21 protein-coding genes are annotated in these 20653 nt (G+C 68.4%); 12 read left to right on the top strand and 9 right to left on the bottom strand.

The genetic code is table 11. The features are described from left to right. Positions 1 to 183 precede the first annotated feature (183 nt). Positions 184 to 1062: a diiron oxygenase gene (locus J2S57_RS00730; protein ID WP_307236886.1), complete on the bottom strand. Its 879-nt coding sequence runs from the start codon at positions 1060 to 1062 to the stop codon at positions 184 to 186. A 208-nt stretch (positions 1063 to 1270) separates the two neighbouring features. Here J2S57_RS00730 and J2S57_RS00735 point away from each other — a divergent pair, with 208 nt between their 5' ends. After that, positions 1271 to 2476 carry an aspartate aminotransferase family protein gene (locus J2S57_RS00735; protein WP_370882538.1) on the top strand — a complete coding sequence of 402 codons (1206 nt, stop codon included), beginning with the start codon at positions 1271 to 1273 and terminating at the stop codon, positions 2474 to 2476. Here the strand turns inward: J2S57_RS00735 and J2S57_RS00740 are convergent. Genes J2S57_RS00740 through J2S57_RS00755 form a run of 4 tightly spaced genes read right to left on the bottom strand, consistent with a single transcriptional unit; the run spans position 2473 to position 6061 of the window. Continuing rightward, positions 2473 to 3093 (bottom strand): dioxygenase family protein, encoded by a 621-nt coding sequence (locus tag J2S57_RS00740; RefSeq protein WP_307236890.1) that lies wholly within the window; start codon positions 3091 to 3093, stop codon positions 2473 to 2475. The two genes, J2S57_RS00735 and J2S57_RS00740, sit on opposite strands and share 4 nt — an antisense overlap. A 25-nt stretch (positions 3094 to 3118) precedes the next feature. Next, entirely contained in the window at positions 3119 to 4051 is a 933-nt protein-coding gene (locus tag J2S57_RS00745; protein ID WP_307236893.1) for an ROK family protein, read from the bottom strand. After that, positions 4048 to 5073 carry a zinc-dependent alcohol dehydrogenase gene (locus tag J2S57_RS00750; protein ID WP_307236896.1) on the bottom strand — a complete coding sequence of 342 codons (1026 nt, stop codon included), beginning with the start codon at positions 5071 to 5073 and terminating at the stop codon, positions 4048 to 4050. Before J2S57_RS00750 ends, J2S57_RS00745 begins: the two co-directional genes overlap by 4 nt. Before the next feature lie 22 nt (positions 5074 to 5095). After that, positions 5096 to 6061: a phosphotransferase family protein gene (locus tag J2S57_RS00755; RefSeq protein WP_307236899.1), complete on the bottom strand. Its 966-nt coding sequence runs from the start codon at positions 6059 to 6061 to the stop codon at positions 5096 to 5098. Between the two features lie 146 nt (positions 6062 to 6207). On the opposite strand from J2S57_RS00755, the gene J2S57_RS00760 reads away from it, so the two are divergent. Further along, positions 6208 to 6879 (top strand): hypothetical protein, encoded by a 672-nt coding sequence (locus tag J2S57_RS00760; RefSeq protein WP_307236902.1) that lies wholly within the window; start codon positions 6208 to 6210, stop codon positions 6877 to 6879. Between the two features lie 316 nt (positions 6880 to 7195). After that, on the top strand, positions 7196 to 9586 hold the full coding sequence (locus J2S57_RS00765; protein ID WP_307236905.1) for a transglycosylase domain-containing protein: 2391 nt from the start codon (positions 7196 to 7198) through the stop codon (positions 9584 to 9586). A 208-nt stretch (positions 9587 to 9794) separates the two neighbouring features. On the opposite strand, the gene J2S57_RS00770 is transcribed toward J2S57_RS00765, so the two are convergent. Further along, positions 9795 to 10637: a LysR family transcriptional regulator gene (locus J2S57_RS00770; RefSeq protein ID WP_307236907.1), complete on the bottom strand. Its 843-nt coding sequence runs from the start codon at positions 10635 to 10637 to the stop codon at positions 9795 to 9797. Between the two features lie 91 nt (positions 10638 to 10728). Here J2S57_RS00770 and J2S57_RS00775 point away from each other — a divergent pair, with 91 nt between their 5' ends. The 3 genes from J2S57_RS00775 to J2S57_RS00785 all read left to right on the top strand — a co-directional run bounded on the left by J2S57_RS00775 (position 10729) and on the right by J2S57_RS00785 (position 13430). Continuing rightward, entirely contained in the window at positions 10729 to 11451 is a 723-nt protein-coding gene (locus J2S57_RS00775; RefSeq protein WP_307236910.1) for an SDR family oxidoreductase, read from the top strand. A gap of 236 nt (positions 11452 to 11687) precedes the next feature. Next, positions 11688 to 13091 carry a hypothetical protein gene (locus J2S57_RS00780; protein WP_307236913.1) on the top strand — a complete coding sequence of 468 codons (1404 nt, stop codon included), beginning with the start codon at positions 11688 to 11690 and terminating at the stop codon, positions 13089 to 13091. A gap of 96 nt (positions 13092 to 13187) precedes the next feature. After that, positions 13188 to 13430: a hypothetical protein gene (locus J2S57_RS00785; RefSeq protein ID WP_307236915.1), complete on the top strand. Its 243-nt coding sequence runs from the start codon at positions 13188 to 13190 to the stop codon at positions 13428 to 13430. A 1-nt stretch (position 13431) separates the two neighbouring features. On the opposite strand, the gene J2S57_RS00790 is transcribed toward J2S57_RS00785, so the two are convergent. After that, positions 13432 to 13851 carry a hypothetical protein gene (locus tag J2S57_RS00790; protein ID WP_307236918.1) on the bottom strand — a complete coding sequence of 140 codons (420 nt, stop codon included), beginning with the start codon at positions 13849 to 13851 and terminating at the stop codon, positions 13432 to 13434. A 131-nt stretch (positions 13852 to 13982) separates the two neighbouring features. Next, positions 13983 to 14528, bottom strand: a complete 546-nt coding sequence (locus J2S57_RS00795; protein ID WP_307236921.1) for a carboxymuconolactone decarboxylase family protein — start codon at positions 14526 to 14528, stop codon at positions 13983 to 13985. A 118-nt stretch (positions 14529 to 14646) separates the two neighbouring features. Between J2S57_RS00795 and J2S57_RS00800 the strand changes: the two genes are divergently transcribed. Beyond that, complete coding sequence (locus J2S57_RS00800; RefSeq protein ID WP_307236924.1) at positions 14647 to 15540, top strand: AraC family transcriptional regulator; 894 nt, start codon at positions 14647 to 14649, stop codon at positions 15538 to 15540. Here J2S57_RS00800 and J2S57_RS00805 read toward each other — a convergent pair. Beyond that, positions 15489 to 16430 carry an alpha/beta hydrolase family protein gene (locus J2S57_RS00805; RefSeq protein WP_442358343.1) on the bottom strand — a complete coding sequence of 314 codons (942 nt, stop codon included), beginning with the start codon at positions 16428 to 16430 and terminating at the stop codon, positions 15489 to 15491. The two genes, J2S57_RS00800 and J2S57_RS00805, sit on opposite strands and share 52 nt — an antisense overlap. A gap of 80 nt (positions 16431 to 16510) precedes the next feature. On the opposite strand from J2S57_RS00805, the gene J2S57_RS00810 reads away from it, so the two are divergent. From J2S57_RS00810 to J2S57_RS00830, 5 genes are all read left to right on the top strand, one after another. Beyond that, positions 16511 to 16882, top strand: a complete 372-nt coding sequence (locus J2S57_RS00810; RefSeq protein ID WP_307236929.1) for a hypothetical protein — start codon at positions 16511 to 16513, stop codon at positions 16880 to 16882. 152 nt (positions 16883 to 17034) lie between these two features. Further along, a complete protein-coding gene (locus J2S57_RS00815; RefSeq protein WP_307236932.1) occupies positions 17035 to 17349 on the top strand; it encodes a trypco2 family protein in 315 nt (104 codons plus the stop codon). Further along, complete coding sequence (locus J2S57_RS35535; RefSeq protein ID WP_503129170.1) at positions 17333 to 18859, top strand: S1 family peptidase; 1527 nt, start codon at positions 17333 to 17335, stop codon at positions 18857 to 18859. The genes J2S57_RS00815 and J2S57_RS35535 overlap by 17 nt, the downstream gene beginning before the upstream one ends. 589 nt (positions 18860 to 19448) lie before the next feature. Then, complete coding sequence (locus J2S57_RS00825; RefSeq protein WP_307236937.1) at positions 19449 to 19724, top strand: RNA polymerase sigma factor; 276 nt, start codon at positions 19449 to 19451, stop codon at positions 19722 to 19724. A gap of 99 nt (positions 19725 to 19823) precedes the next feature. Further along, the gene (locus J2S57_RS00830) at positions 19824 to 20564 is read left to right on the top strand and encodes a hypothetical protein (protein ID WP_307236940.1); all 741 of its coding nucleotides are present in this window, start codon (positions 19824 to 19826) and stop codon (positions 20562 to 20564) included. The last annotated feature ends 89 nt before the right edge of the window (positions 20565 to 20653 follow it).

The raw sequence follows: 20653 nt of genomic DNA on the forward strand, positions 1-20653 counted from the left end.
CACCTCCGTCGCCGCCCCCCGCATCCCCACGCACGTCCCCGGCACCCCTGTCACCGACCCCCGCATCCCCACGCACGTCCGTGTCGCCCCCGTCTCCCCCGCCGCCGGCCCCTACGGCCACGGTGTCTCCCGACGCGTCTTCAAGCCCTTCGGTGCCTCTCAGCTCGCCCCTCACCTCACCGCTCATGCCGGCTCGAAGACGCCGATGCGAGTGAAGAAGTCGTTGGTCTTGCGCAGGACCCTGGCGTGTTCGCGGGCCCGCGCGGGATCGGCCAGGAGCTGCTTGCGCAGCTCGAAACCACCGGGCAGCCCGGCGTCGCGGTAGACCGTGGGGTTGTAGAACGACTCCATGCAGGTGTCGATGTAACGGCGCAGGTAGGTGGCCAGCTCACGCTGCTCGTCGGGCGGGGTGCCCGTGAGTTTCATCTGATCCCAGAGCAGTTGGACGATGCGGCAGCCGAAGGCGATGTGGCGTGACTCGTCTTGATGATGGATGCGATTGATGTGGCGCACCGTGGGATGGAGGCGGGAGTCTTCGGCCATCTTCGCGTTGTAGTGGTCGACGATCTGCTCGAACACCAGGATGCGGGCGAAGACCAGGAAGTTCTCCCAGCCGGGCCGCTGCGTGCCGGTGAGCGGAAGGGTCTTGTCGGTGTAGATCTTGCCGCCGTACCTCGTGCAGAAGGTGGCGAAGAACCACATGTGCTCGTTCTCCTCACCGATGAAGTGGTGGAAGAAGTCGGAGGGGATCTCGAAACCCGGGCTGTGCACCCGCCGGGTGACCTCGATCAGCAGCTCACGGATGCCGTGCACGTTGAGGCTGTAGAAGTTGACGCTCTCGAACCGCGACAACCGCACCAGCGCCGCCTCGTCGAGCTCGTCGAACACCGCAGTGCCCCAGACCGACAGCAGCTCGGGCGTCATCCACAGCACGTCCGGCGGCAGCTCGTCGGGCCACTCGAACGTGACGTAGGGATTGTAGTAGTCGTCGCTGGCCTTGGCGCTGAGCCGGTCGAGCAGCTGACGGAACTCCACGGTGTCGAAGTCGGTCACCGACGGCATGCTTACCCCTTCGTGAGCGGACATCCAGTCATAATCCCGTGACAGCAAGGATTTTGGAGAACGGGTGCAGTGGGCGTGGGGTTTGCGTTCCGGCTGAAAACACCGGCCGATGCCTAGGATTCGTTATCCAGCACTGCCACGGGGAGGCTTCGTGCACAACCGGCAGAATATCCGCGATCTGATCTACTACGAAGTCAGCGACCATCTCATGACCCACGGCGAGGGGATCTACCTCTACGACGCGCACGGCCGCCAGTACATCGACTGCTCGTCCGGCACCTTCAATCTCAGCCTGGGCTACGGGCATCCGGAGGTGATGGCGGCAGTCCGCGAACAGACGGAGAAGCTCGTGCACGTCACCTCCAGTTTCCAGACCGAGCCGGTGAACGACCTGGTGCGCCGCCTGGTCGAGGTCTCGCCGGAATCGCTCACCCAGGTGCACCTCAAGGTCTCCGGCGGGGCCACGGCCAACGAGGGCGCGGTCAAGATGGCCCAGGCCGCCACCGGCCGCCGCGACGTGATCACGCTGTTCCGCAGCCATCACGGGCAGACCATGATGACCACGGCGATGTCCGGTGAGGCGTTCCGCCGCGAGCCGTTCCCGCTGCACTTCCCGGGCGTGGTGCACGTGCCGGATCCCTACTGCCACCGGTGTTTCTACCGGCAGCACCGGGAATCGTGCGGGCTGCTGTGCGTGGAGCGCATCGACGACTTCATCGACCACGCGAGCTCCGGCAGCGTGGCCTGCGTGGTGGTGGAACCGGTGTCCGGCAGCGGCGGCAACGTCGTCGCCCCCGACGGCTATCTGGCCGCGCTGCGCCGCCTGTGTGACGAGCGGGGCATCGTGCTGATCTTCGACGAGATCCAGACCGGGATCGGCCGCACCGGGCGGATGTTCGCGGCCGAGCACTTCGGGGTCGAGCCCGACGCCATCACCACCGCCAAGGGTCTCGGTGGATCGGGGATGCAGGTGGCCGCGATCCTCAGCAACGACGCGCTGGGCGGGCTGGACGGCTCCTTCCACTCGTTCACCTACGGCGCCAACGTGCTGGCCAGCGCGGCCGCGGCCACCACCCTCGAGGTGATCTCACGCCCGGGCTTTCTCGAGAACGTGCGCAAGACCGGAGCCCAGATCACGCAGCGGCTCGAAGGTCTCCAGGCGGCTCACGCGTGCATCAGTGACGTGCGCGGGCTGGGCCTGATGATCGGCATCGAGCTCGTCGACGCCGAGGGCCGGCCGAACCTGCCCCTGACGCAGCGGGTCGTGCGCCTGGGCCTCGAGAACGGGCTCCTGTTGCGCACTTCCCGCTACGGCCGGGGCAACGTGGTCAAGATCCGGCCGCCGCTGATCCTCACCTCGGAAGAGGCCGACCTGATCGGCGACCGGCTCGAGACGGTGTTCGCCCAGATCTAGTAGGAGGTCTCGGCGGGCTCCGGCGAGGGTTCGGCGGGGAGCGAGGTGTCGACCACGATGTCGATCGTGGCCTCCTGCTCCCCGCCGTTGCGCGTGATCTCCATCAGGCACTCGGCGCGGAAGTACTTGTCGAGCTTGTTGCGCCGCTCACCCGGGAAGTAGAGCATCGTGGTCAGCACCCGCCCGCCCGGCGGCTGGACCTTCAGGTGCAGGTGCCGCGTGCGCCCCGGGTAGAGGGCGGGCACGACCGTGTCGAGACGCCAGGTGCCGTCGGGGGCGGTGAACTGGTGCCCCCGCATCCGGAACCCGTTGTCGTCGTAGATGCCGCTGTCGTCCACCTGCCAGAAGTCGAGCAGCGCACCGGCGACCGGGACGCCGTCGGTGTCCACGACGCGTCCGTGCACCACCAGGGGCGCGCCGCCCTCCTGATCGGGCCGGAAGTCGGCCTTCAGCGGGGTGTCCGGCTTGTAGTAGGGCCCCTGCCGCTGCGCCGGGGTGGGTGGCGCGCCGTTGCACCGGGCGGTGGGTGTCAGAACCCCGACCCGATCCACCCCACCCACCACCGCGTCCGCCGTCCCGCCTTCCGGGCCGTTCTCCTCGAACCCGTTCGTGATCATCACAGACTCCCCGTTCGTCGATCCGTCAGGCCGGCTTTCCCCGTAGCGCCGCGCCCAGCTCGGCCAGCGCCAGCTCGGCCAGCACGAAACCACCCGCCGGTCCGGCCATCCCACCCAGCTGGGCCGCGCTCACGAACTCGTCGCGCGCCTGCTCGGGCAGCCCGGGATACCCCGACAGCGTCTCGGTCAGGCGTGCCCGCACCAGTGGCAGCAGCCCGGGCAGACCACCCGCGACACTGCCGCCGAGAACGAACCGCTCGGGCGCCACCGTGTAGACGATCGTGCGCAGCCCGGCCGCCAGGTAGGCGGCCTCCCACTCCAGGGCCTGGGCCAGGTCGGTCCCGGTCAGTTGCTCGGCCGGCCGCCCCCAGCGCGCGGCCAGGGCCGCTCCCCCGGCCATGCCCTCCAGGCAGTCGCCGTGGAAGGGACAGTCACCGGCGAAGTCGTCACCCGGCTGACGGGGCACCCCGATGTGCCCCATCTCGGCGTGCACCAGCCCGGCGGCGGGCCGCCCGCCGGTCACCGCCGCGGCCCCGATACCGGTGCCGACCGTCATGTAGACCGACACGCCGAGCCCCCGCGAGGCACCCCAGCGCCCCTCGGCCAGCGCGGCACCGGCCACGTCGGTGTGGAACCCGATCGGCACGTCGAACTCCGCGGCCAGCGTGCCGACCACGTCGACGTTCTTCCAGCCGGCCTTCGGGCTGGTCAGGATGAAGCCGTAATCCGGCCGGTCGCGCCGCAGCTCGACCGGGCCGAACGAGGCCACCCCCAGGGCGGTCAGCGGCCCGTGCTCGCGCACGTCGGCGGCGAAGAACTCCACCACCCGCCGCAGCGTGGGCTCCGGGTCACCGGTCGGGATCCGGGTCCGGGCCGTGACCCGGCCGGGCCCGGAACCCACCAGGCAGACGATCTTCGTGCCCCCGGCCTCGACCGCGCCGTAACGGTTCTCGCTCATCGTTCCCCCGGCCAGCCGTCGGGACCCGCGGGAACCCCCGCGTCCGAGCGGATCACCACCTTCATCGCCGAGTAGCCGAGCACCGAGAGAGCCCCGAACGCGGCCTCGTGGTCGGCCAGCGGGAACTCGTGCGTGACCAGCTCGGGCAGGTCGAGCCCACCGATCAGGTCGACCGCCTGCGGGAACACCTCGGCCGGGTAGTCACCGGCCCCGATCACCGAGATCCCCCGGTTGGTCAGGCGTAACGGCGTGACCTGCGAGGTGTACGAGTCGTCGAAGCCCATCACCACCACCCGCCCTCCGTCGGCGACCAGGCCGAGCGCCTCGTCGAGATGGTTGCCGGTGGTCTCGACCACCACGCTCGGGGCCTCACCGACGTCTTCGGCGGGACTCACCACGCGCCGGAAACGGGACCGGGCCAGATCCAGCCGGTACGGATCCGCCTCGACCACCACCACCCGCCGCGCGAGCCGCTCGCACACCGCGGCCACGAGCATCCCGATCGGACCGGCCCCGAGCACGACCACCACGTCGTCGTAGCCCACACCCCCGGCCCGGACGTTGTTGAGCACGCAGGCCAGCGGCTCGATCAGCACCGCCCGGCGGAACGGCAGGTTCGCCGGCAGCGGGCTGACGAAACGCTCGGGCAGCACCACGAACTCGGCGAAGGTGCCGTCACGGTCGACCCCCACCTCGGTGCCGGACTTGTTGAGGCAGTGGTTGGTGGCCCCGCGCCGGCAACGGGCGCAGTGCCCGCAGTAGAGCGTGGGATTGACCACCACCCGGTCGCCCTCGGCCAGCCCGGTCACCGCCTCTCCCACCGACGACACCACCCCCACCGACTCGTGCCCCAGCACCACGCCCGGACGGGCCGGGAAGTGGCCGAGCAGGATCTTGCGGTCGGTGCCGCAGATGCCGGTGCCGATCACCCGCACCACCACGTCGTCGGGAGCCGAGGGTCTGGGGTCGGGGCGCTCCTCCAGGGCCGCCGCGCCGGGTCCGAGGTACACCAGTGACTGCATCGGCTCTCCTTCAACTCGGATGTCAGGTGCTGTCGCCGAGCCGCCTTCGCACGAGCGCGGCGACGCGGGAGAACATGTCGCCTTCCGGCGGGTGGGCCAGGATGTCGGCCAGGGTGAAAAGGTCGAGCGCCCGGCTGATCTCGAACCAGTCGGGCGGCAGCACGCCGCCCGCGTCGACGTAGCCGTCGTGGAACCCGGCCACGTACTCGCGGGGGTAGTTCTCGGAGAAGCGCAGCATGTTGCCCACGTCGGTGAGCGGCGAGCCGCTGAACGCGAACTCCCAGTCGAGCACGGCCGCCACCTCCCAGCGCCCGTGCACGCGGTGCACCACGAGGTTCTTCGGGTTGAAGTCCATGTGCACGAGTTGCCGTGCCCCGGCGACGGAGTCGACCCGATGGGTGGACGCGAGCGCGAGCGCCAGCAGGTCGCGTTGCTCGCGCCCGGTCAGGACCCGCGCGGCGTGCCCGGCCGCGAGCGCCCGGTCGACCGCGTCAAGAGGATCGATGAGGACATCCGTGCCGTCCGGTTCGAGCGAACCCTCGCGAAAGGCTCCCGGGGCCGCGAAGCCGACGGCCGCGAACTGGGCCAGGACCTGCCCGACGGATCGCCCCAGCGTCTCGCTCTCGGCTGCGGTGGAACGGCTTTGACGATCGAGGACGAGGTCGAGAGGCTCTCCGTCGACGTACCGGTAGACCAGGGTCGGCTCACCGGACGCCTCGCCGGTGAGGTCGGCGCCGACCACCTCGACCGAGGGCACCACCCCGGCCAGACGCTGCGCGAGGGCCAGCTCGAGCGCACAGGGGTTGTGCCGGCGGTAGCGCCGCACCACGTAGCGATCGCCGGAAAGCACCGACACGGCCACCATTTCGTGGTTGACGCCGCCCTCGAGCGGCCGGGCCTCCACGACCTGCTCGCCGGGCAGGACCTCGCCGGTCAGCCATCCGAGCAGCGGATTGCCAAGTCCGGTATGTAATTTCGTCTCCCCCATCGCACGGACTGTACTCTGATCTCGGCCATGGGGCTATCATCGAGCGAGATCGCCCGGAGCAGCACGACTGGTGCAGCGGGGAGGCATTCCTCCCCGGCCCGCCGGGCCGACGACGCCGCAGGCCATCACGGGGAGGACTTCCCAGCATGCCCACGCACCCGCCTCGTCCCACCACCCACCGGCACCTCCGGCTCGCCAGCGAAAACCCCTGGGACGCGGCCCACCTCGCCGCCCGCCTCCGGGAGTTCACCACCCCCGGCGACAACGGCACCCTGCGCTGGGCGGTCGACGGCACCGAGGCCTCGATCAGTCTCCGGACCCCCGCGACCCCCACCACGCAACCCCCGGTGCGCACGTCGTCCACCATTCTCGTGACCGCCCCGAACGGGCCGGGAGCCCTGAGATTCACCGACGCCCACCACGCGCCGGGCCTCGAGATCCAGGTGCCGGTGCACTCGGGGGCGGCCCTGGTCGGGGTGCTCGACCTGATCACCTGGAAGGCGCACGTCGGGCCCGGCGGCGAGACGGTCGACCCGGCCGACCTCGCCGAGCAGCACGACCTGCCCGCCGACTTCTGGGACCGGGCCCGCAAGGGCCGCAACCGCACCGAAGATCTTCTGCGCGCCCGGTTCCCGCAGATCGAGGAGGCCCAGAACCGCGGCGAGCGGCTCGACGGCCTGTTCCAGGCGGCCGTGCGCGACCTGCCGGCCGGCAACCGGCCCGATCACACCCCCGTTCTTTACGGGAGTGCCGTCGAGGGCATCGGCCTCCAGCCACTGCTCGACGCGATGGTCCGCCTGCTTCCCGGGCGCCCCTGACGCCGGGCGCCCACCGGCCGGGATCACGCTCCTGACGACCCTGAACATGATCACGTCCGACGACATCGGCGACCGGCCTCCGGACGACGCGCACCACGGTCGCCCACGGTCGTGCACCCCTGGACTGGCCGTCCCGACGGCATCACCTCGCGGCCTTCTCACCCGGCGAACCGCAGAAGCTCACCCGGGCGAACCACGGGAGGCAGTTGCTGCCTGATCGCACTGCGTGCCGGGATCCTGACGGAGCGTCCGAGGTGCCACTCGTCCGGAGGTGCCGCTTCGATGACGATTTGCCGCACAGGACTACGAATTTGGTATGAACACAGCCGTGGCCCGTAATGTGGAGGCCATGTCGCCGTCGCGTCCCCAGCGCAATGTCCTGGGCCTGCTCGGTGCCTTCGTCGTGACGAGCTTGGTGGCGGGGATTCTCGCGGCCGGGCTCGCCGTACCGGCGATCGGCGCCTCGGGCATAGCCACCACCAGTGCCATCGAGTCCTTCCAGAAGCTCCCCGCGGATCTGGAAGACAGCCCGATGGCGACCAACACCAGGGTGCTGGCGAGTGACGGGTCGCTGCTGGCGACGTTCTACGACGAGAACCGCGTGCCGGTCGAGCTCGACGACATCTCGCCGTTCATGCAGAACGCGATCGTCGCCATCGAAGACGAGCGGTTCTACCAGCACACCGGCTTCGACACCGAGGGCACGCTGCGGGCCCTGGTGGTCAACCAGCTCTCCGGCGGCGTCTCGCAGGGTGCCTCCACGCTGACGCAGCAGCTGGTCAAGAACATGCTCAAGGAGCAGGCCTACATGGCCGGCGACGAAGAGGGCATCGCGGCGGCGTCCGAGCAGACCAACGCGCGCAAGCTGAAGGAGATCCGGCTGGCGTCGGCGCTCGAGAAGCGCAAGAGCAAGAAGCAGATCCTCGAGGACTACCTGAACATCGCCTGGTTCGGTGGGCGGCAGGTCTACGGGGTCGAGGCCGCGTCCAAGTACTACTTCGGCACCACGGCCAAGAAGCTCACGCTGCCCCAGGCCGCGATGCTGGCCGGCATGGTGCAGTCGCCGACGCAGTTCGACCTCGCCGACAAAGACAAGCACAAGGCGGCGATCAGCCGGCGCAACACGGTGCTGAACCGGATGTTCGCGCAGAAGATGATCGACGAGGAGACCCGCGACAAGGCGATCGACGCCAAGCTCGGCGCCAAGATCACGCGCACCTACTCGGGCTGCGGCAACGCGGGCACCCGCGGTTACTTCTGCGACTACGTCTACAACATCATCGTCAAGAGCGACGACTTCAAGGCCCTCGGCAAGGACGAGGAGGCTCGCAAGCTGTCGCTGCTGCACGGCGGCTGGACGATCCGCACCACGCTCGACAAGAAGCTGCTGAACACGGCCTGGAAGTCGGTCAAGAAGGCGATCCCGCCGAGCGACCCGAGCCGGGTCGCGACGGCCTCGGTCACGGTCGAGCCGGGCACCGGCAAGATCCTCTCGATGATCCAGAACAAGTACTACAGCGTCGACAAGGGCAAGCAGAACACCACGGTCAACTACTCCACCGACTACCAGTACGGCGGTTCGTCGGGCTTCCTCACCGGCTCCACGTTCAAGCCGGTGGTGCTGGCCAGCTGGCTGAAGGCGGGCAAGAAGCTCAACGCGGTGATCGACGGCTCGCCGGGCTCGATCCCGAACAGCCGGTTCAAGCGCTGCGGCTCGAACCTCAAGTCGACCGAGGTCTGGAACTTCGTGAACTCCGGTGACGGTGGCGCGAAGGGCAGCCTGACCGCCTGGAACGCGACGGCCAAGTCGATCAACGGTGCCTACATCCGGATGGAGGCCCAGCTCGACCTGTGCGACGTGGCCGACATGGCCGAGGCGCTGGGCATGCACCTAGCCGCCCCGAGCGGTGACATCTGCGCCACCGCCGAGGAGCGCCGCAAGGGCAAGAAGACCACCAAGATCCCGAACTGCATCCCCTCGCTGGTGCTCGGTGTGGCCAACCAGTCGCCGCTGACCATGGCCAACGCCTACGCGACGTTCGCCTCGGGCGGGATCTACTGCAAGCCGCTGGCGATCACGTCGATCAAGGACCGCAACGGCAAGGGCGTGAAGATCCCCAAGCAGAACTGCAAGCGCACGGTCGACGAGAACGTCGCCAACACCACGGTGCTCGGCATGAGCCGCGCGTTCAAGCCCGGCGGTACGGCCTCGGCCCTGGGCGGCATCAGCACCGGCCAGCCGGCCTCCGGCAAGACCGGTACCACCAACAACTCGCAGGACACCTGGTTCGCCGGCTACACGCCGCAGCTGTCCACCGCGGTGTGGGTCGGCCCGGAGACGGTGAACGGCAAGCGCAAGGTGATGCAGGGCGTCACGATCAACGGCGTCTACCGCCAGAGCGTCTACGGCGGCACGATCGCCGGCCCGATCTGGAAAGAGATCATGGAGGCCGCGCTCAAGGGCAAGAAGATCAAGCAGTTCGGCGCCCCCGACACCAGCCTGATCGGTTCCGAGCCGCGCGTCGAGAAGCCCCGCACCCCCGAGAACGGTGGGGGTAACAACGGCGGCGGCAACGGTGGCGGCAACGACGACGGCGGGAACACCGACAACGGCGGCAACCAGGGCGGCGGCAACGGTGGCGGCAACAACAATGGCGGCGGAAACGGTGGTGGCAACAACGGCGGCGGGAACGGCGGCGGCCGGTAACGGCTGAGCACCTCGCTCCTGGAGGAGGGCCGGGATCCCCATCGGGATCCCGGCCCTCACCCGTTCAAGCCCCCACCCGTTCAAGCCCCCACCCGTTCAAGCCCCCACCCGTTCAAGCCCCCACCCGTTCAAGCCCCCACCCGTTCAAGCCCCCACCCCACAGGCTCACGGCACACCGGCTCACGGCTCACGGCTCACGGCTCACGGCTCAGAACGGGACGGCCGTGCGCACCAGATCGGCCAGCGGTCCCGAGCGGCTGTGGGCGGGCCAGGCGATCACGGTCGTCACCGGGTCGGCCTCCGGAACCGGCACGACCGTCAGCTCGGTGCCCCCGATCGTGGTCGGGCAGGTCTCGCAGATCACCGCGCAGGCGCGTCCGAGCGAGACCAGGTGCAGCAACTGCAGCGGGTCGTGGATCTCCGGCCCCGGGCCGTAGGCGTAGCTGCCGTCCGGCTCGGGCCAGCGGGCCAGCGGCAGGCCGGGGATCGAGGCCACCTCGTCGAGCGTGAGCCCCGGGCGCTCCCCCAGCTCGTGCCCGGGCGGCAGCAGCGCGACCCGCCCACCGACGCCGAGCACCTCGTGATCGAGGCCGGACGCGTCGTCGAAGGGCAGGGTGAGCACGGCGACGTCGACCCGCCCGTCCCGCAGCATCGGCTCCGACTCGCCCATGCCCACCAGCACGACCTCCACGGTCACGTCGGGACGCACGGCCTCGTAGGCCTTCAGCAGATCGGCCAGGAGTTCGCCACCCATCGCGGCTTTCGCGGCCAGCCGGATGCCGTCGGGGTTCTCGCCGGCCCGCTGGGTGCGGCGCACCGCCGCGTCCACCGCCGCGATCGCGACCCGCGCCTCCCGCAGCAGCACCGTCCCGGAGGGGGTCAGGCGCACGGCCTGGCTGTCGCGTTCCAGCAGGGTGGTGCCCAGCCGCCGTTCCAGCTGCTGGATCGCCCGGGACAGCGGGGGCTGACTGATGCCCAGACGACGCGCCGCGCGGCTGAAGTTCAGCGCCTCGGCGACCGCCACGAAGTACCGCAGTTCCCTGGTCTCCACCGCGAGAGACTAACCCCCTATACCGTCTCGGTATAGCGGTGCACCTGATCGGTCTTGGACCACGTCCGGCGCGCCCACCTAGCGTCCAGGCATGAGCGAAACACGAACCGCCCTGGTCACAGGCGCGAACAAGGGCATCGGGTACGAGATCGCGGCCCAGCTGGGCCGGCTCGGCTTCCGGGTCGGGGTCGGGTCACGCAATGGTGGACGTGGTGGTGCCGCGGTCTCGAAGCTGCGGGCCGAGGGGGTGGACGCCTTCGCGGTGCCGCTCGACGTCACCGACGACGAGAGCGTCGCGGCCGCCGCCACGCTGCTGGAGGAACAGGGCGCCCTAGACGTCCTCGTGAACAACGCGGGCATCAGCGCCGGACGGCTGCAGACCCCGAGCGCGACGGACCTCGACCGGATCCGGGCCGCGGTGGAGACCAACGTGATCGGCGTCGTGCGGGTCACCAACGCGCTGCTGCCGCTGCTGCGCCGGTCATCGTCCGCACGCATCGTGAACGTGTCGACCAGCATGGCCTCTCTGGCCCTCAACCGGACCTCGGCCCCCGGCAGCGGGCCTCTCGACGGCGCCTACGGACCGTCCAAGACCATGCTCAACGCCGTCACCCTGCAGTACGCCCGCGAACTCGAGGGCACCGGCGTCCTCGTGAACCTGGTCTGCCCCGGCTACGTCGCGACCGACTTCACCGGATTCGACGGCGGGCGCACCCCGGCCCAGGGCGCCGCGATCGCCGTGAAGCTGGCGACCGTCCCGGACGGCGGCCCGCACGGCGGCTTCTTCGACGAGGCCGGCGAACTCCCCTGGTGATCGATCGCCCCGGCTGATCCAGCAGCACCACTGATCCAGCAGCACCACTGATCCAGCAGCACCACTGATCCGGCAGCCCGGCCGCACCAGCAGCCCGGCCCGGCAGCCCTCAGGAGACGTGCGCCCGTTGGAGTGGCCCGGCCCCGGCCGGCTCCATCCCGGCGTCCGAACGGCCGAGCCTTCACCACGCGGCGGCGGGAACGACGGGGCACGACGGGGAGCCGGGGGATGCACGCATGTCGGAGACGCTGGGCCCGGAACCGCTGCTGCCGACGTCCCCGGCCGCGGCCGTCCCTCATCAGCCCGGACCCACCGACCGACCCACGGGCCGCACCCCGGGTGCCCCGGCGCGTCCCCCATTGAGGCCCGAAAAGCCCGCCCGGCCGGGACTCTCGCTGGGCCGCCGGGCCCTGTGGAGCTTCGGCGACCAGGCCCTCTCCAGCCTGACCAACGCCGCGCTGTCGATCGTGGTCGCGCGCGAGGTCGGGCAGGCCAGCTTCGGCGCGTTCAGCCTGGCACTGGTCACGTTCAGCTTCGTCATCGGCATCTCGCGGGCCGTGGTCAGCGACGTGTTCGTGATCCAGTTCAGCGGGGCGGCCGAGGCGGAACGACGGCCCGCCGTGCGCCGCTCCACCGGAGGGGCGCTGGCGATCGGCGTGCTGGCCGGGTCGGTGTGCCTGTTCGCCGGGCTGCTGCTCCCCCACCACGAGACCCGCACGGCCCTGCTCGCTCTCGGCCTGTCGCTGCCCGGGCTGCTGCTGCAGGACAGCTGGCGTTTCGTGTTCTTCGCCGCCGACCGCCCGGCCGCGGCCTTCGTCAACGACCTGGTCTGGGCGGTGGTGCAGTTCTCGGCCGTGGGCGCGCTGATCGTGACCGGCCGGCACTCGATCTTCCTGATCACGCTGGCCTGGGGCGGCGCCGCCCTGATGGCCGCGGGCGTCGCCTGTGCGCAGGGCGCTCTGCTGCCCGCGCCGGGCGGCGCACTGGCCTGGTTCCGCGACAACCGGCACCTGAACGTCCGGATGGGCCTGGACTACGTGATCAACATGGGCGCCGTGAACCTGACCACCTACCTGATCGGCGCGTTCATCGGCCTGGTGGCGGTCGGCGCGCTGCGGGCCGCCCAGGTCATTCTCGGCCCGCTGCAACTGGTCTACTCCGGGTCGCAGGCGTTCCTGCTGCCCGTGCTGTCCCGTCAGGCCGGACGCGGTCAGGACCTGCGCCGTACCGCCCTGCTGGTCAGCGGCGCCGTCACCGCGGTCTCGGCGACCTGGTCGGGCTTCCTGCTGGCCATCCCGAACCACTGGGGCGAGGAGATTCTCGGCGACAGCTGGGACGCCGCCCGCACCCTGCTCCCGCTGTCGTGTCTGGCGATGGTGGCGGTGTCGATGTCGCTCGGCCCGGCGCTGGCGCTGCGCGCGCTGCAACGACCTGGCCTGCAACTGCGGGTCACGCTCACCCAGGCGCCGCTGATCCTGGCGCTGGGTCTGCTCGGGGCCCGGCTCGACGGGGCGGTCGGCGCGGCGGCCGGGCTGGCCCTGGCCCAGGTGGCCGGCGCCACCACGATCTGGGTTCTGCTGCTGCGGTTCCCGGAACCTCCGGCGGCCGCCACCCTCCCGCGCAGCCGGCGCCCGCTGTGACGAGGCGGACACGTAACCGGATGCGACGAAAGTCTTATCCCCTACTCATCCTTTAGATGACAGTTGTGACCGCCGCGGACCTCTAGGGTCCTGCGCATGCTCGAGACACGGCGCCAGCACGACTGCCAGGCACTCAACTCGCTCGCCCTGGGCGAGATCACCATCGCCGGCCTGGTCACGGCCGGGCTCTTCGTGGGCGCGCCGCTGCGGTTCGTGCTGTCGGCGTTCTTCGCCGCGCACGTGGCCTGGATCGTCACGGTCCTGATCGGGAAACTCTCGGGCGGCGCCGGAGGTTCCCGGCCGCTCCCCGTACGTCCCCGCCCGCGGGCGGGCGCCTGAATCAGGCGCGGCTGCGCCGCAGCTCCTCGTCGAGCGCGGCCAGGGCCCGTTCGGCGGTGACGCCGCTGGGCAGATACTGCAGGGTCGTCCACTCGCCCTCGCCGTCCCACAGCCCGAGGCCCCGCACACCGCGGTACTCGAACCGGGCGACGTGCACCCAGGGGACGCGGCGACGGCCCAGGTCGTTGCGGTTGATCAGCTGGTAGCCGTCGGTGTAGACGCCGTTGCCCAGCGCCCGCACGGTCACGACCACCCAGAACAGCGTGAGCACGGCGGCGGCCACGACCGCGAACCACGCCCCGTCGAGCGAGAGCAGCACGATGCCGGTCACCCCGATCACGGCCAGGATCCCGTAGACCGCCGCGGTGCGGCGGGGTGCCCGCACGATCTTCCTGGCGGCGCCCGCCGTGGTTGTCGTCACGACGCGATTTTTCCAAACGTGCGGACGCGCCGGGCACCGGGGGTGCCGCGTGTCGCCTCCCGGGTGGCGACGGACCGCTCGCGCGACCGGCCCCGGCCCCGTGCCGCCGGGTGCCGGTCGCGATCCGGCGGTCAGCCCGCGCGGCGCCGGGACACCGTCGGGAAGTCGATCGGCACGTCCAGGGCAATGTTCACGTAGTTCGTGAACAGGTTCAGCGCGACCTGGGCGATGGTCTCGACGATCTGCTCGTCGCCCCAGCCGTGCTCGCGCAGGGCCTCCACGTCGGCCGGGCCGACCTGGCCCCGCTCGTTCACCAGCTTCAGGGCGAACGCGAGCAGGGCCGCGGTGCGCGGGTCGTCGGCCTCGCCGTCCTGGGCGGCGGCGAGCGCCTCCCGGGTCAGGCCGGCCTTGCGCCCCAGGGCGGTGTGGGCGGCCAGGCAGTACTCGCAGGCGTTGCGGTCGGCCACCGCGACGGCGATCTGCTCGCCCAGGGCCGGGCCGAGCGTGCCGCCGGCGAGGGCGCCGAACGAGCCCCACATGCTGTTCAGGGCGGCGGGTGAGTTCGCGACGGCCCGGAACATGGCCGGCACGGCACCGAAGGCCGCGTTGATCGCGTCGAGCTGCTCCTTGACCGGGCCGGTGGCGCAGTCGCGGTCGACGAGCGGGACGTTGGACATGGGGAGCTCCTCGGATCTGTCGGGGTGAAGCGGTTGGTGCCTCAAGATTCCCCCCACCGGCCGGACGATACGTAGCGGAACATCCACACTTCTTGACTGATCGTCCTAGAATCGCGAGGTGACCTCTCTCGACCGCATCTCCCCGCTGCTCCGGTCGTTCCGGGTCAGCACGAGCGTGTTCCACACCGGGCCCCTGTGCGGCGTCACCACGTTCGCCGCCCGGCCGGGCCGGGGTTTCCTGCACGTGCTGCGGCGCGGCGAGATGACGGTGACGCACCAGGAGCCGGGCGGCCGCCTGGTGCACCTGCCGGTCGACCGTCCCACCCTGCTGTTCTACCCGCGTCCGCTCGAGCACGCGTTCCACAACGCCCCCACCGAGGACTCGGACTTCGCCTGTGCGGCCCTGGATTTCGACGGCGGTGAGACCCACCCGATCGTGCGGGCGCTGCCGCCGGTGATCGTGCTGCCGCTGGCCGACGTGTCCGGCCTCGACCCGGCGCTGCAGCTGCTCTTCGGTGAGATCGACCAGGTGCGGTGCGGTCACCGGCTGGTGGCCGACCGGCTGTTCGAGGTGGTCCTGATCCAGCTGCTGCGCTGGCTGCTCGACCACGCCGGCGAACTCGGCCTGCCGCCGGGCCTTTTCACCGGCCTGTCCGATCCCCGGCTGGCCCCGGTGCTGCTGGGGATGCACGAGTCGCCCGAGCGGGACTGGAATCTCGACACGATGGCCCGCGAGGCGCGGATGTCGCGCAGCGCGTTCGCCGACCGGTTCCGGAAGCTGCTCGGCCAGGCGCCCGGCGAATACCTCACCCACTGGCGGCTCACCGTGGCCCAGCAGCGGCTGCTGGCGGGGGTTCCGGTCGCCACGGTGGCCGCGCAGCTCGGGTACGCGAACGCCTCGTCGTTCTCCCGCGTCTTCACCCAGCACCTGGGATCCTCACCCCGGGGCTGGGTCACGGTTCAGGCGCAGGCCGGTTCCCTCGACGGCGCACAGAAGGCCACCTCGGGCTGAGCGGGTGACGGCCCGCGCAGCAGTGGCTGCGGCACGCCGCGCAGGTGCTGGTCGAAGAACGCCCGTACGTAGGTCCGCGTGATCTGCACCGAACGGTCGCCGGCCAAGCCGCTGCCCAGGTCGGCGCCGATCTGCCGGGCGAGCAGGTCGTAGTCGGTGAACGAGGCGTGTACCGACGCCCGCACCACCAGCCACCGGCGCCACCCGGTCAGGCGGGGCCAGCTCTCGTCCCAGCTCGGCTCGGCGGTGCCGCCCGGGCTATGGATCGACTCCTGCCCCATCAGCAGGAACGGCTTGTGCAGGCCCCTTTCCGGGAGCGGGGCGAACAGCAACCCGTCGAGGTTCGCCCCGGCCCTGACCCGGGCGTCGTTCAGCATCGTCTCGGTCGCACTGGCACCGCCGAGCGGGCTGCCGGCCATGCCGATGCGGTCCGGGTCGATCAGCCGGCTCCCCCGCCAGACCGGGTGACGGCCGGTCAGCGAGTCGAGCACGAACGCGACGTCGAGGGCGCGGCTGTGCTCGGCCTGGCCGCCGAAGTCGTCGGTCTGCAGCCGACACGCGTCGCAGGTGGTGCCCCGCCCGTCCGGGAAGGTCGTCGCGAACGTCTCATAGGTGTGGTCGATGCCGGCCACCACGTACCCGTGACTGGCCAGATCCTCCGCGAGCGCCGTGAGAGAGCTTGCCCCCCAGGTGAATCCGGGCGACAGCACCACCAGGGGCCGTGATCGCGAGTGCTCCGCCGGTGCCGCGTCCTTCGCCGAATGCGTGCGGGTGCGGCTCAGGACGTCCCCCTCCACCCCGGTGATTCCCGTTCCGGCGAGCAGCAGTTCAGACTGCGGGCGGTCGTGTGGGGCGCCTTCGGGATGGAGGACGCATCGGTCGGGTACCAGAGCGAGACCTTCAGTTCACATCGCACAGCCAAGGCAGGGCCTCGGCAACAGACTCGACGGCTCTGACCGTCACCAAGTCATTGACCATCGACGAGCCGGCTGCCGACGCCGACTGGATCAGCGGACGCCTGCCCCTGCCCAACACCAACGCCCACATCCACGCCGCAACTCCCGTTGCAACGCAAGCGAACTCACATTCATCCGAACCTGGCGCTCCGAAAGCGGAAGTACGGGCGAATGCCGCCAAGGACATCGCCCCACGCCTCACCGAGACCTTCGACGCCCAGGCCGCGCGGTTCGTCGACAACGTCCGCGCTCGGGTCGACGAAATGCTCGGGGCACTCGCGATCAGCTTGGATCTCAGCGGCTCCCAGGAGTCTGCCCGTGCCGCCCACATGGACGCCCGTAGCAAACTTGGGATCCCTAGGGGCGTCATCGCAAGACGCCAATAGTCGGGCTGACTGGAGCTTTCTGCTCTCACAGCGACATACATTTCAATAGACAACGTTAGACAACGCCTGTCAGTTCAGCAAACCCACTTGTGCTCGATTGCATACGATGTAGAGTGCCAATCCTAGATTTGCGAATCACCTCAGGGGGAATCTTGGACAACGGCATCGAACTGTCTAAGTTGCTGGATATCCTACGCACCGAGATTGCCACGTCCGAAGCAAACGCCCTACAGCAAGGACTGTCATTTCCTGTCAGTGAGATCGAAATCGAGTTCAAAGCCATTCTGACTAGGGATGCAGGTGGCAAGACGGGTTTCAGCATTCCTTTTGTCAATGCCGAGCTCGGCGGCGAACTCAAAAGGCACACTGAGCTCATGCACAGTGTCAAGATTAAACTTGGATCCCCTCTAGCAGAGGACGGACGTATTGTCAGAGTGAACAGTTCAAGTGATGAAGAAAAGGGGTAACCTCAGAGCCCGATGGCGGCGATCACGTTTATCTGAGCACATTTTTCAAGTCACCGGTGACTTCGGGGCGACTGCGAGGCCAAGATACAAGTACGGCTCCGGATTCCTGCTCTCATCGGGCAAGATACTGTCCGCCCTTCATGTGATCGAAGGAGCCGAACACATATCTGTCGCAGGCCGCGACAAGGTCACCTATCCCGCCTCCATCATGTCGGATTTGCCAAGTTCCGATTTGGTCATTTTGACAGGAGATTGGACTCGAAAGCCCGGACTCTTTTCGTCGATTCCAGTGGCGCAGGTGGCCCGAGAGGTAGATACGAAAGCGCGGGCAGGCTTTTTACTGTGCGAGGCTATCGGGTATCCGAGGTTCATGGAGTTCGCCCGAGACGCAGACCTCAGAACCGTGCGGGACACGGCCCACATCACCGGCTCGGTCCCACTGCTATCGGGCCTTGCAAGCGGAAAACTGATACTCAATACAACCAACACTCCTCGCGAATTTCGACCAGATGCTGGAAGATCCGAATGGGAAGGAATGTCAGGGGCGCCAGTTTTCAGCGAAAGACACTTGATCGGCGTCATCACGGACCACTCGCTCCGCCAAGGGGTTTCCTCCATCTCAATCACTCCTCTCGGTCTCGCGAAGGGAAATACCGATACCACGATTCCCCCTTCAAATAACCGAGTTTGGGATTTACTGGGAATTCGACATCCCTCCCATATCGCCACACTGCCTCGATCGAGGGCTCATATACTACGGCGAAGAATTCTCGCCGTGACCCTCGCAGCACTTTCTATGGTTCTGCTAATTAGTGCAGGAGGCTCGGTGGCCTCTCTCATCGAGGCCTCTATCCGACCCGCCGACAATTCGAGCAGTCCGACCGCCGCATATCGTAAAGAAATTGCCTTCGGCGATCTTGCGCCCGTCAATCTTCGCAGCGGAAACCTCATTTATGGAACCCAGTTCCTGACCTCCACCGCCGGCTGGCCAGAAAAAGAGACGAAGAACTACAGTATCTCTTACAGCAACGGCGCCTACTCGCTAGAGGTCAAAGTTCCTGATCGTATTGCAGCAATCGGCGCCCCGGTCAACAGTTCAAGCACAAGCGAATCGGTCAGTGGAACAGCACGCTTCCGCAGGGGCCACGGCTACTGGGGACTCACATGCCGCGGCGACGGAAGTGTTCCCTACTCTCAATACGAATTCCTGCTAAGTCACACAGGATCAGTCATGATCAGGGAACCTGGGGGTATCAGCACTGGCTGGATGCGGGTCTCTGGCTTGGATATGAGCGGGCCAGTTCGACTCGATGCCCGGTGTCAGGATGCCCCTGGAAACGAGCCAATTCTACTTTCTCTCGCAGTCAATGGTCGCCTGGCTCTCACGTACAATCCTCACGGAGGTCTCCTAGGTCCGGGCGACGTGGGATTTGAAGGGGCTCAGTTTGTCGACGTGCGTGGAAGTAGCCTCACTGTCGACTTACTAGAATTCAGTGTCTATGCCAACTAATGCTGAACAGGAATTCTAAAACTTAGGCTTGGCTTAGATACGGTTTTGAGACGTAGACTTAGGAGACCGATGAAGCGAGAACCGATCAGACAGGGGGGAGCACTGTGAAACGTACGCTCGTCTCACTCGTGCTGAGCGCAGCTCTCATGGGTGTCGGCTTGGTCACGGCTCAGCCAGCCAGCGCTCACAGGGTTTGCTACACCACGACGTCCACAACTACTGGGGGAAGCCACACGTACTGTTCCGGCTCCGTCTCATGCGAGTCTGTCAAGCATTCGTACTGGAAATGGAGCGGATGGCGTTGGAAGCGAGTCACTTATTCCACGGTTGAATGCTGGTAGGTAGAGCAATCAACGTCGCGAGGGCCCGGTTCACGATCTCCGTGAACCGGGCCCTTCTCTGTATAAAAGCTCGGCATAGTTCCATGACGTGAGCCGTGCCAAGAAGTGTCTCTCCTCAGACTTACCGCTTGATGCGCCCCGGGTTCCCGGAGCCGACCTCTGGATGAGGCCCGGCTACTGGACTGATGGAGTCGGTGCGGCGTTCGTATTCGATGGGGCTGAGGTAACCCGGGGCAGAGCGGCCTGGCGTGCTCACACTTCCCGAGAGCAGAAACTTCAAGCAGTCGCGCGACCTGAGTATCTGGATCGTGGGGACTGAATCCGAGCAGGAGCCGTGGGCCCGGAGCCGAGCCGGTGGCGCCTTCGGCGCATTGTTCGATCGGCACCACCCGGGGATCTACCGGCGGCCCCTGAGCCTGACGAGTGACCGCAGCGCCGCCGAGGATGTCGTGGCGACAGTGTTTCTCGAGCTGTGGCGGCGACGCGACGCCGTCAGGGTGGTCGAGGGATCGGTGCTGGCGTGAACGCCTGGCCGCTCATCCATACGCCCTGCCGGCCCTGGGCCTGGGCCCGGGCCTGGAACTGGCCTCGGACGATCCGCTTGCGAGAAAAGGGGTTTCGTCATGACCGCGTTCATGGATCCGACGTTCACCCAGGCACTGCGCGAGCAGCTCATCGCGCGCGTGCACACCTCGACCGCGCGACGCCGGCGCAAAAGCTGGCGCATCGCAGGCGCACTGGCCGGGGTAGCCATGGCCGGGAGTGCGGCCGCAGCCGTGGCCACGAACCCCAGGCCCCAGCCCGGGACCGACCAGGTGCGCGTGCTGAGAGCCGGCGAACAGATCGAGGGCAGCGGGCCGACCACGATCGACCTGGGCCGGCCCCCGGCGGACGCCACCCACATCGAGCTCACCTTCACCTGCCTGGACGCCGCCACCTACACATTCCAGGATGGCTCTGCCCTCATTTGCGACAGAGAACAACTCCAGCGCCCGATCTCGACCGAGCGCCAGGCGATCGCGATCACCAGCGGAACACGCACCTTGAGCGTCGAAACCATCCAGGGCGCGCGATGGCGGCTGACAGCCGACTATTCGAACCGCCGACGGACCCCCTACGCAACGAACGCCGCCGGCGACACCTATGGCGCCTCGTCCGACGGCCACGAAGACCCAGAACTCGTCGCGGTCATGGCCACGAACGGCAAGAGCGGGTACGCCTACTTCACAGACCTGAATCTCCCGCTCCCCACCTCGCCCGCCGAGGCGCAGACACAGCAAGAGGAGAACAGAGGCAAACGACGGGTCATCCCGGTCTACACCTCGGACGGCACCACCGTGATCGGTCAGTTCGTCATGGACTGAAGCTCGGCGATCCTCACACCTCGAACGAGGCCCCGTTCGACCGGAAAGGACGAAGTGAGCCGATCTCGAACGCTGCCCGGGGCCGTTTC

Origin of the sequence: Kineosporia succinea, assembly GCF_030811555.1 — a bacterium.
Taxonomy (GTDB): domain Bacteria; phylum Actinomycetota; class Actinomycetes; order Actinomycetales; family Kineosporiaceae; genus Kineosporia; species Kineosporia succinea.

Bases quoted from the DNA above. Each gene is read 5' to 3' on its own strand.
- J2S57_RS00730 (WP_307236886.1), bottom strand. From the start codon at position 1,062: ATGCCGTCGGTGACCGACTTCGACACCGTGGAGTTCCGTCAGCTGCTC.
- J2S57_RS00735 (WP_370882538.1), top strand. From the start codon at position 1,271: ATGACCCACGGCGAGGGGATCTACCTCTACGACGCGCACGGCCGCCAG.
- J2S57_RS00740 (WP_307236890.1), bottom strand. From the start codon at position 3,093: ATGATCACGAACGGGTTCGAGGAGAACGGCCCGGAAGGCGGGACGGCG.
- J2S57_RS00745 (WP_307236893.1), bottom strand. From the start codon at position 4,051: ATGAGCGAGAACCGTTACGGCGCGGTCGAGGCCGGGGGCACGAAGATC.
- J2S57_RS00750 (WP_307236896.1), bottom strand. From the start codon at position 5,073: ATGCAGTCACTGGTGTACCTCGGACCCGGCGCGGCGGCCCTGGAGGAG.
- J2S57_RS00755 (WP_307236899.1), bottom strand. From the start codon at position 6,061: ATGGGGGAGACGAAATTACATACCGGACTTGGCAATCCGCTGCTCGGA.
- J2S57_RS00760 (WP_307236902.1), top strand. From the start codon at position 6,208: ATGCCCACGCACCCGCCTCGTCCCACCACCCACCGGCACCTCCGGCTC.
- J2S57_RS00765 (WP_307236905.1), top strand. From the start codon at position 7,196: ATGAACACAGCCGTGGCCCGTAATGTGGAGGCCATGTCGCCGTCGCGT.
- J2S57_RS00775 (WP_307236910.1), top strand. From the start codon at position 10,729: ATGAGCGAAACACGAACCGCCCTGGTCACAGGCGCGAACAAGGGCATC.
- J2S57_RS00780 (WP_307236913.1), top strand. From the start codon at position 11,688: ATGTCGGAGACGCTGGGCCCGGAACCGCTGCTGCCGACGTCCCCGGCC.
- J2S57_RS00785 (WP_307236915.1), top strand. From the start codon at position 13,188: ATGCTCGAGACACGGCGCCAGCACGACTGCCAGGCACTCAACTCGCTC.
- J2S57_RS00795 (WP_307236921.1), bottom strand. From the start codon at position 14,528: ATGTCCAACGTCCCGCTCGTCGACCGCGACTGCGCCACCGGCCCGGTC.
- J2S57_RS35535 (WP_503129170.1), top strand. From the start codon at position 17,333: ATGAAGAAAAGGGGTAACCTCAGAGCCCGATGGCGGCGATCACGTTTA.
- J2S57_RS00830 (WP_307236940.1), top strand. From the start codon at position 19,824: ATGACCGCGTTCATGGATCCGACGTTCACCCAGGCACTGCGCGAGCAG.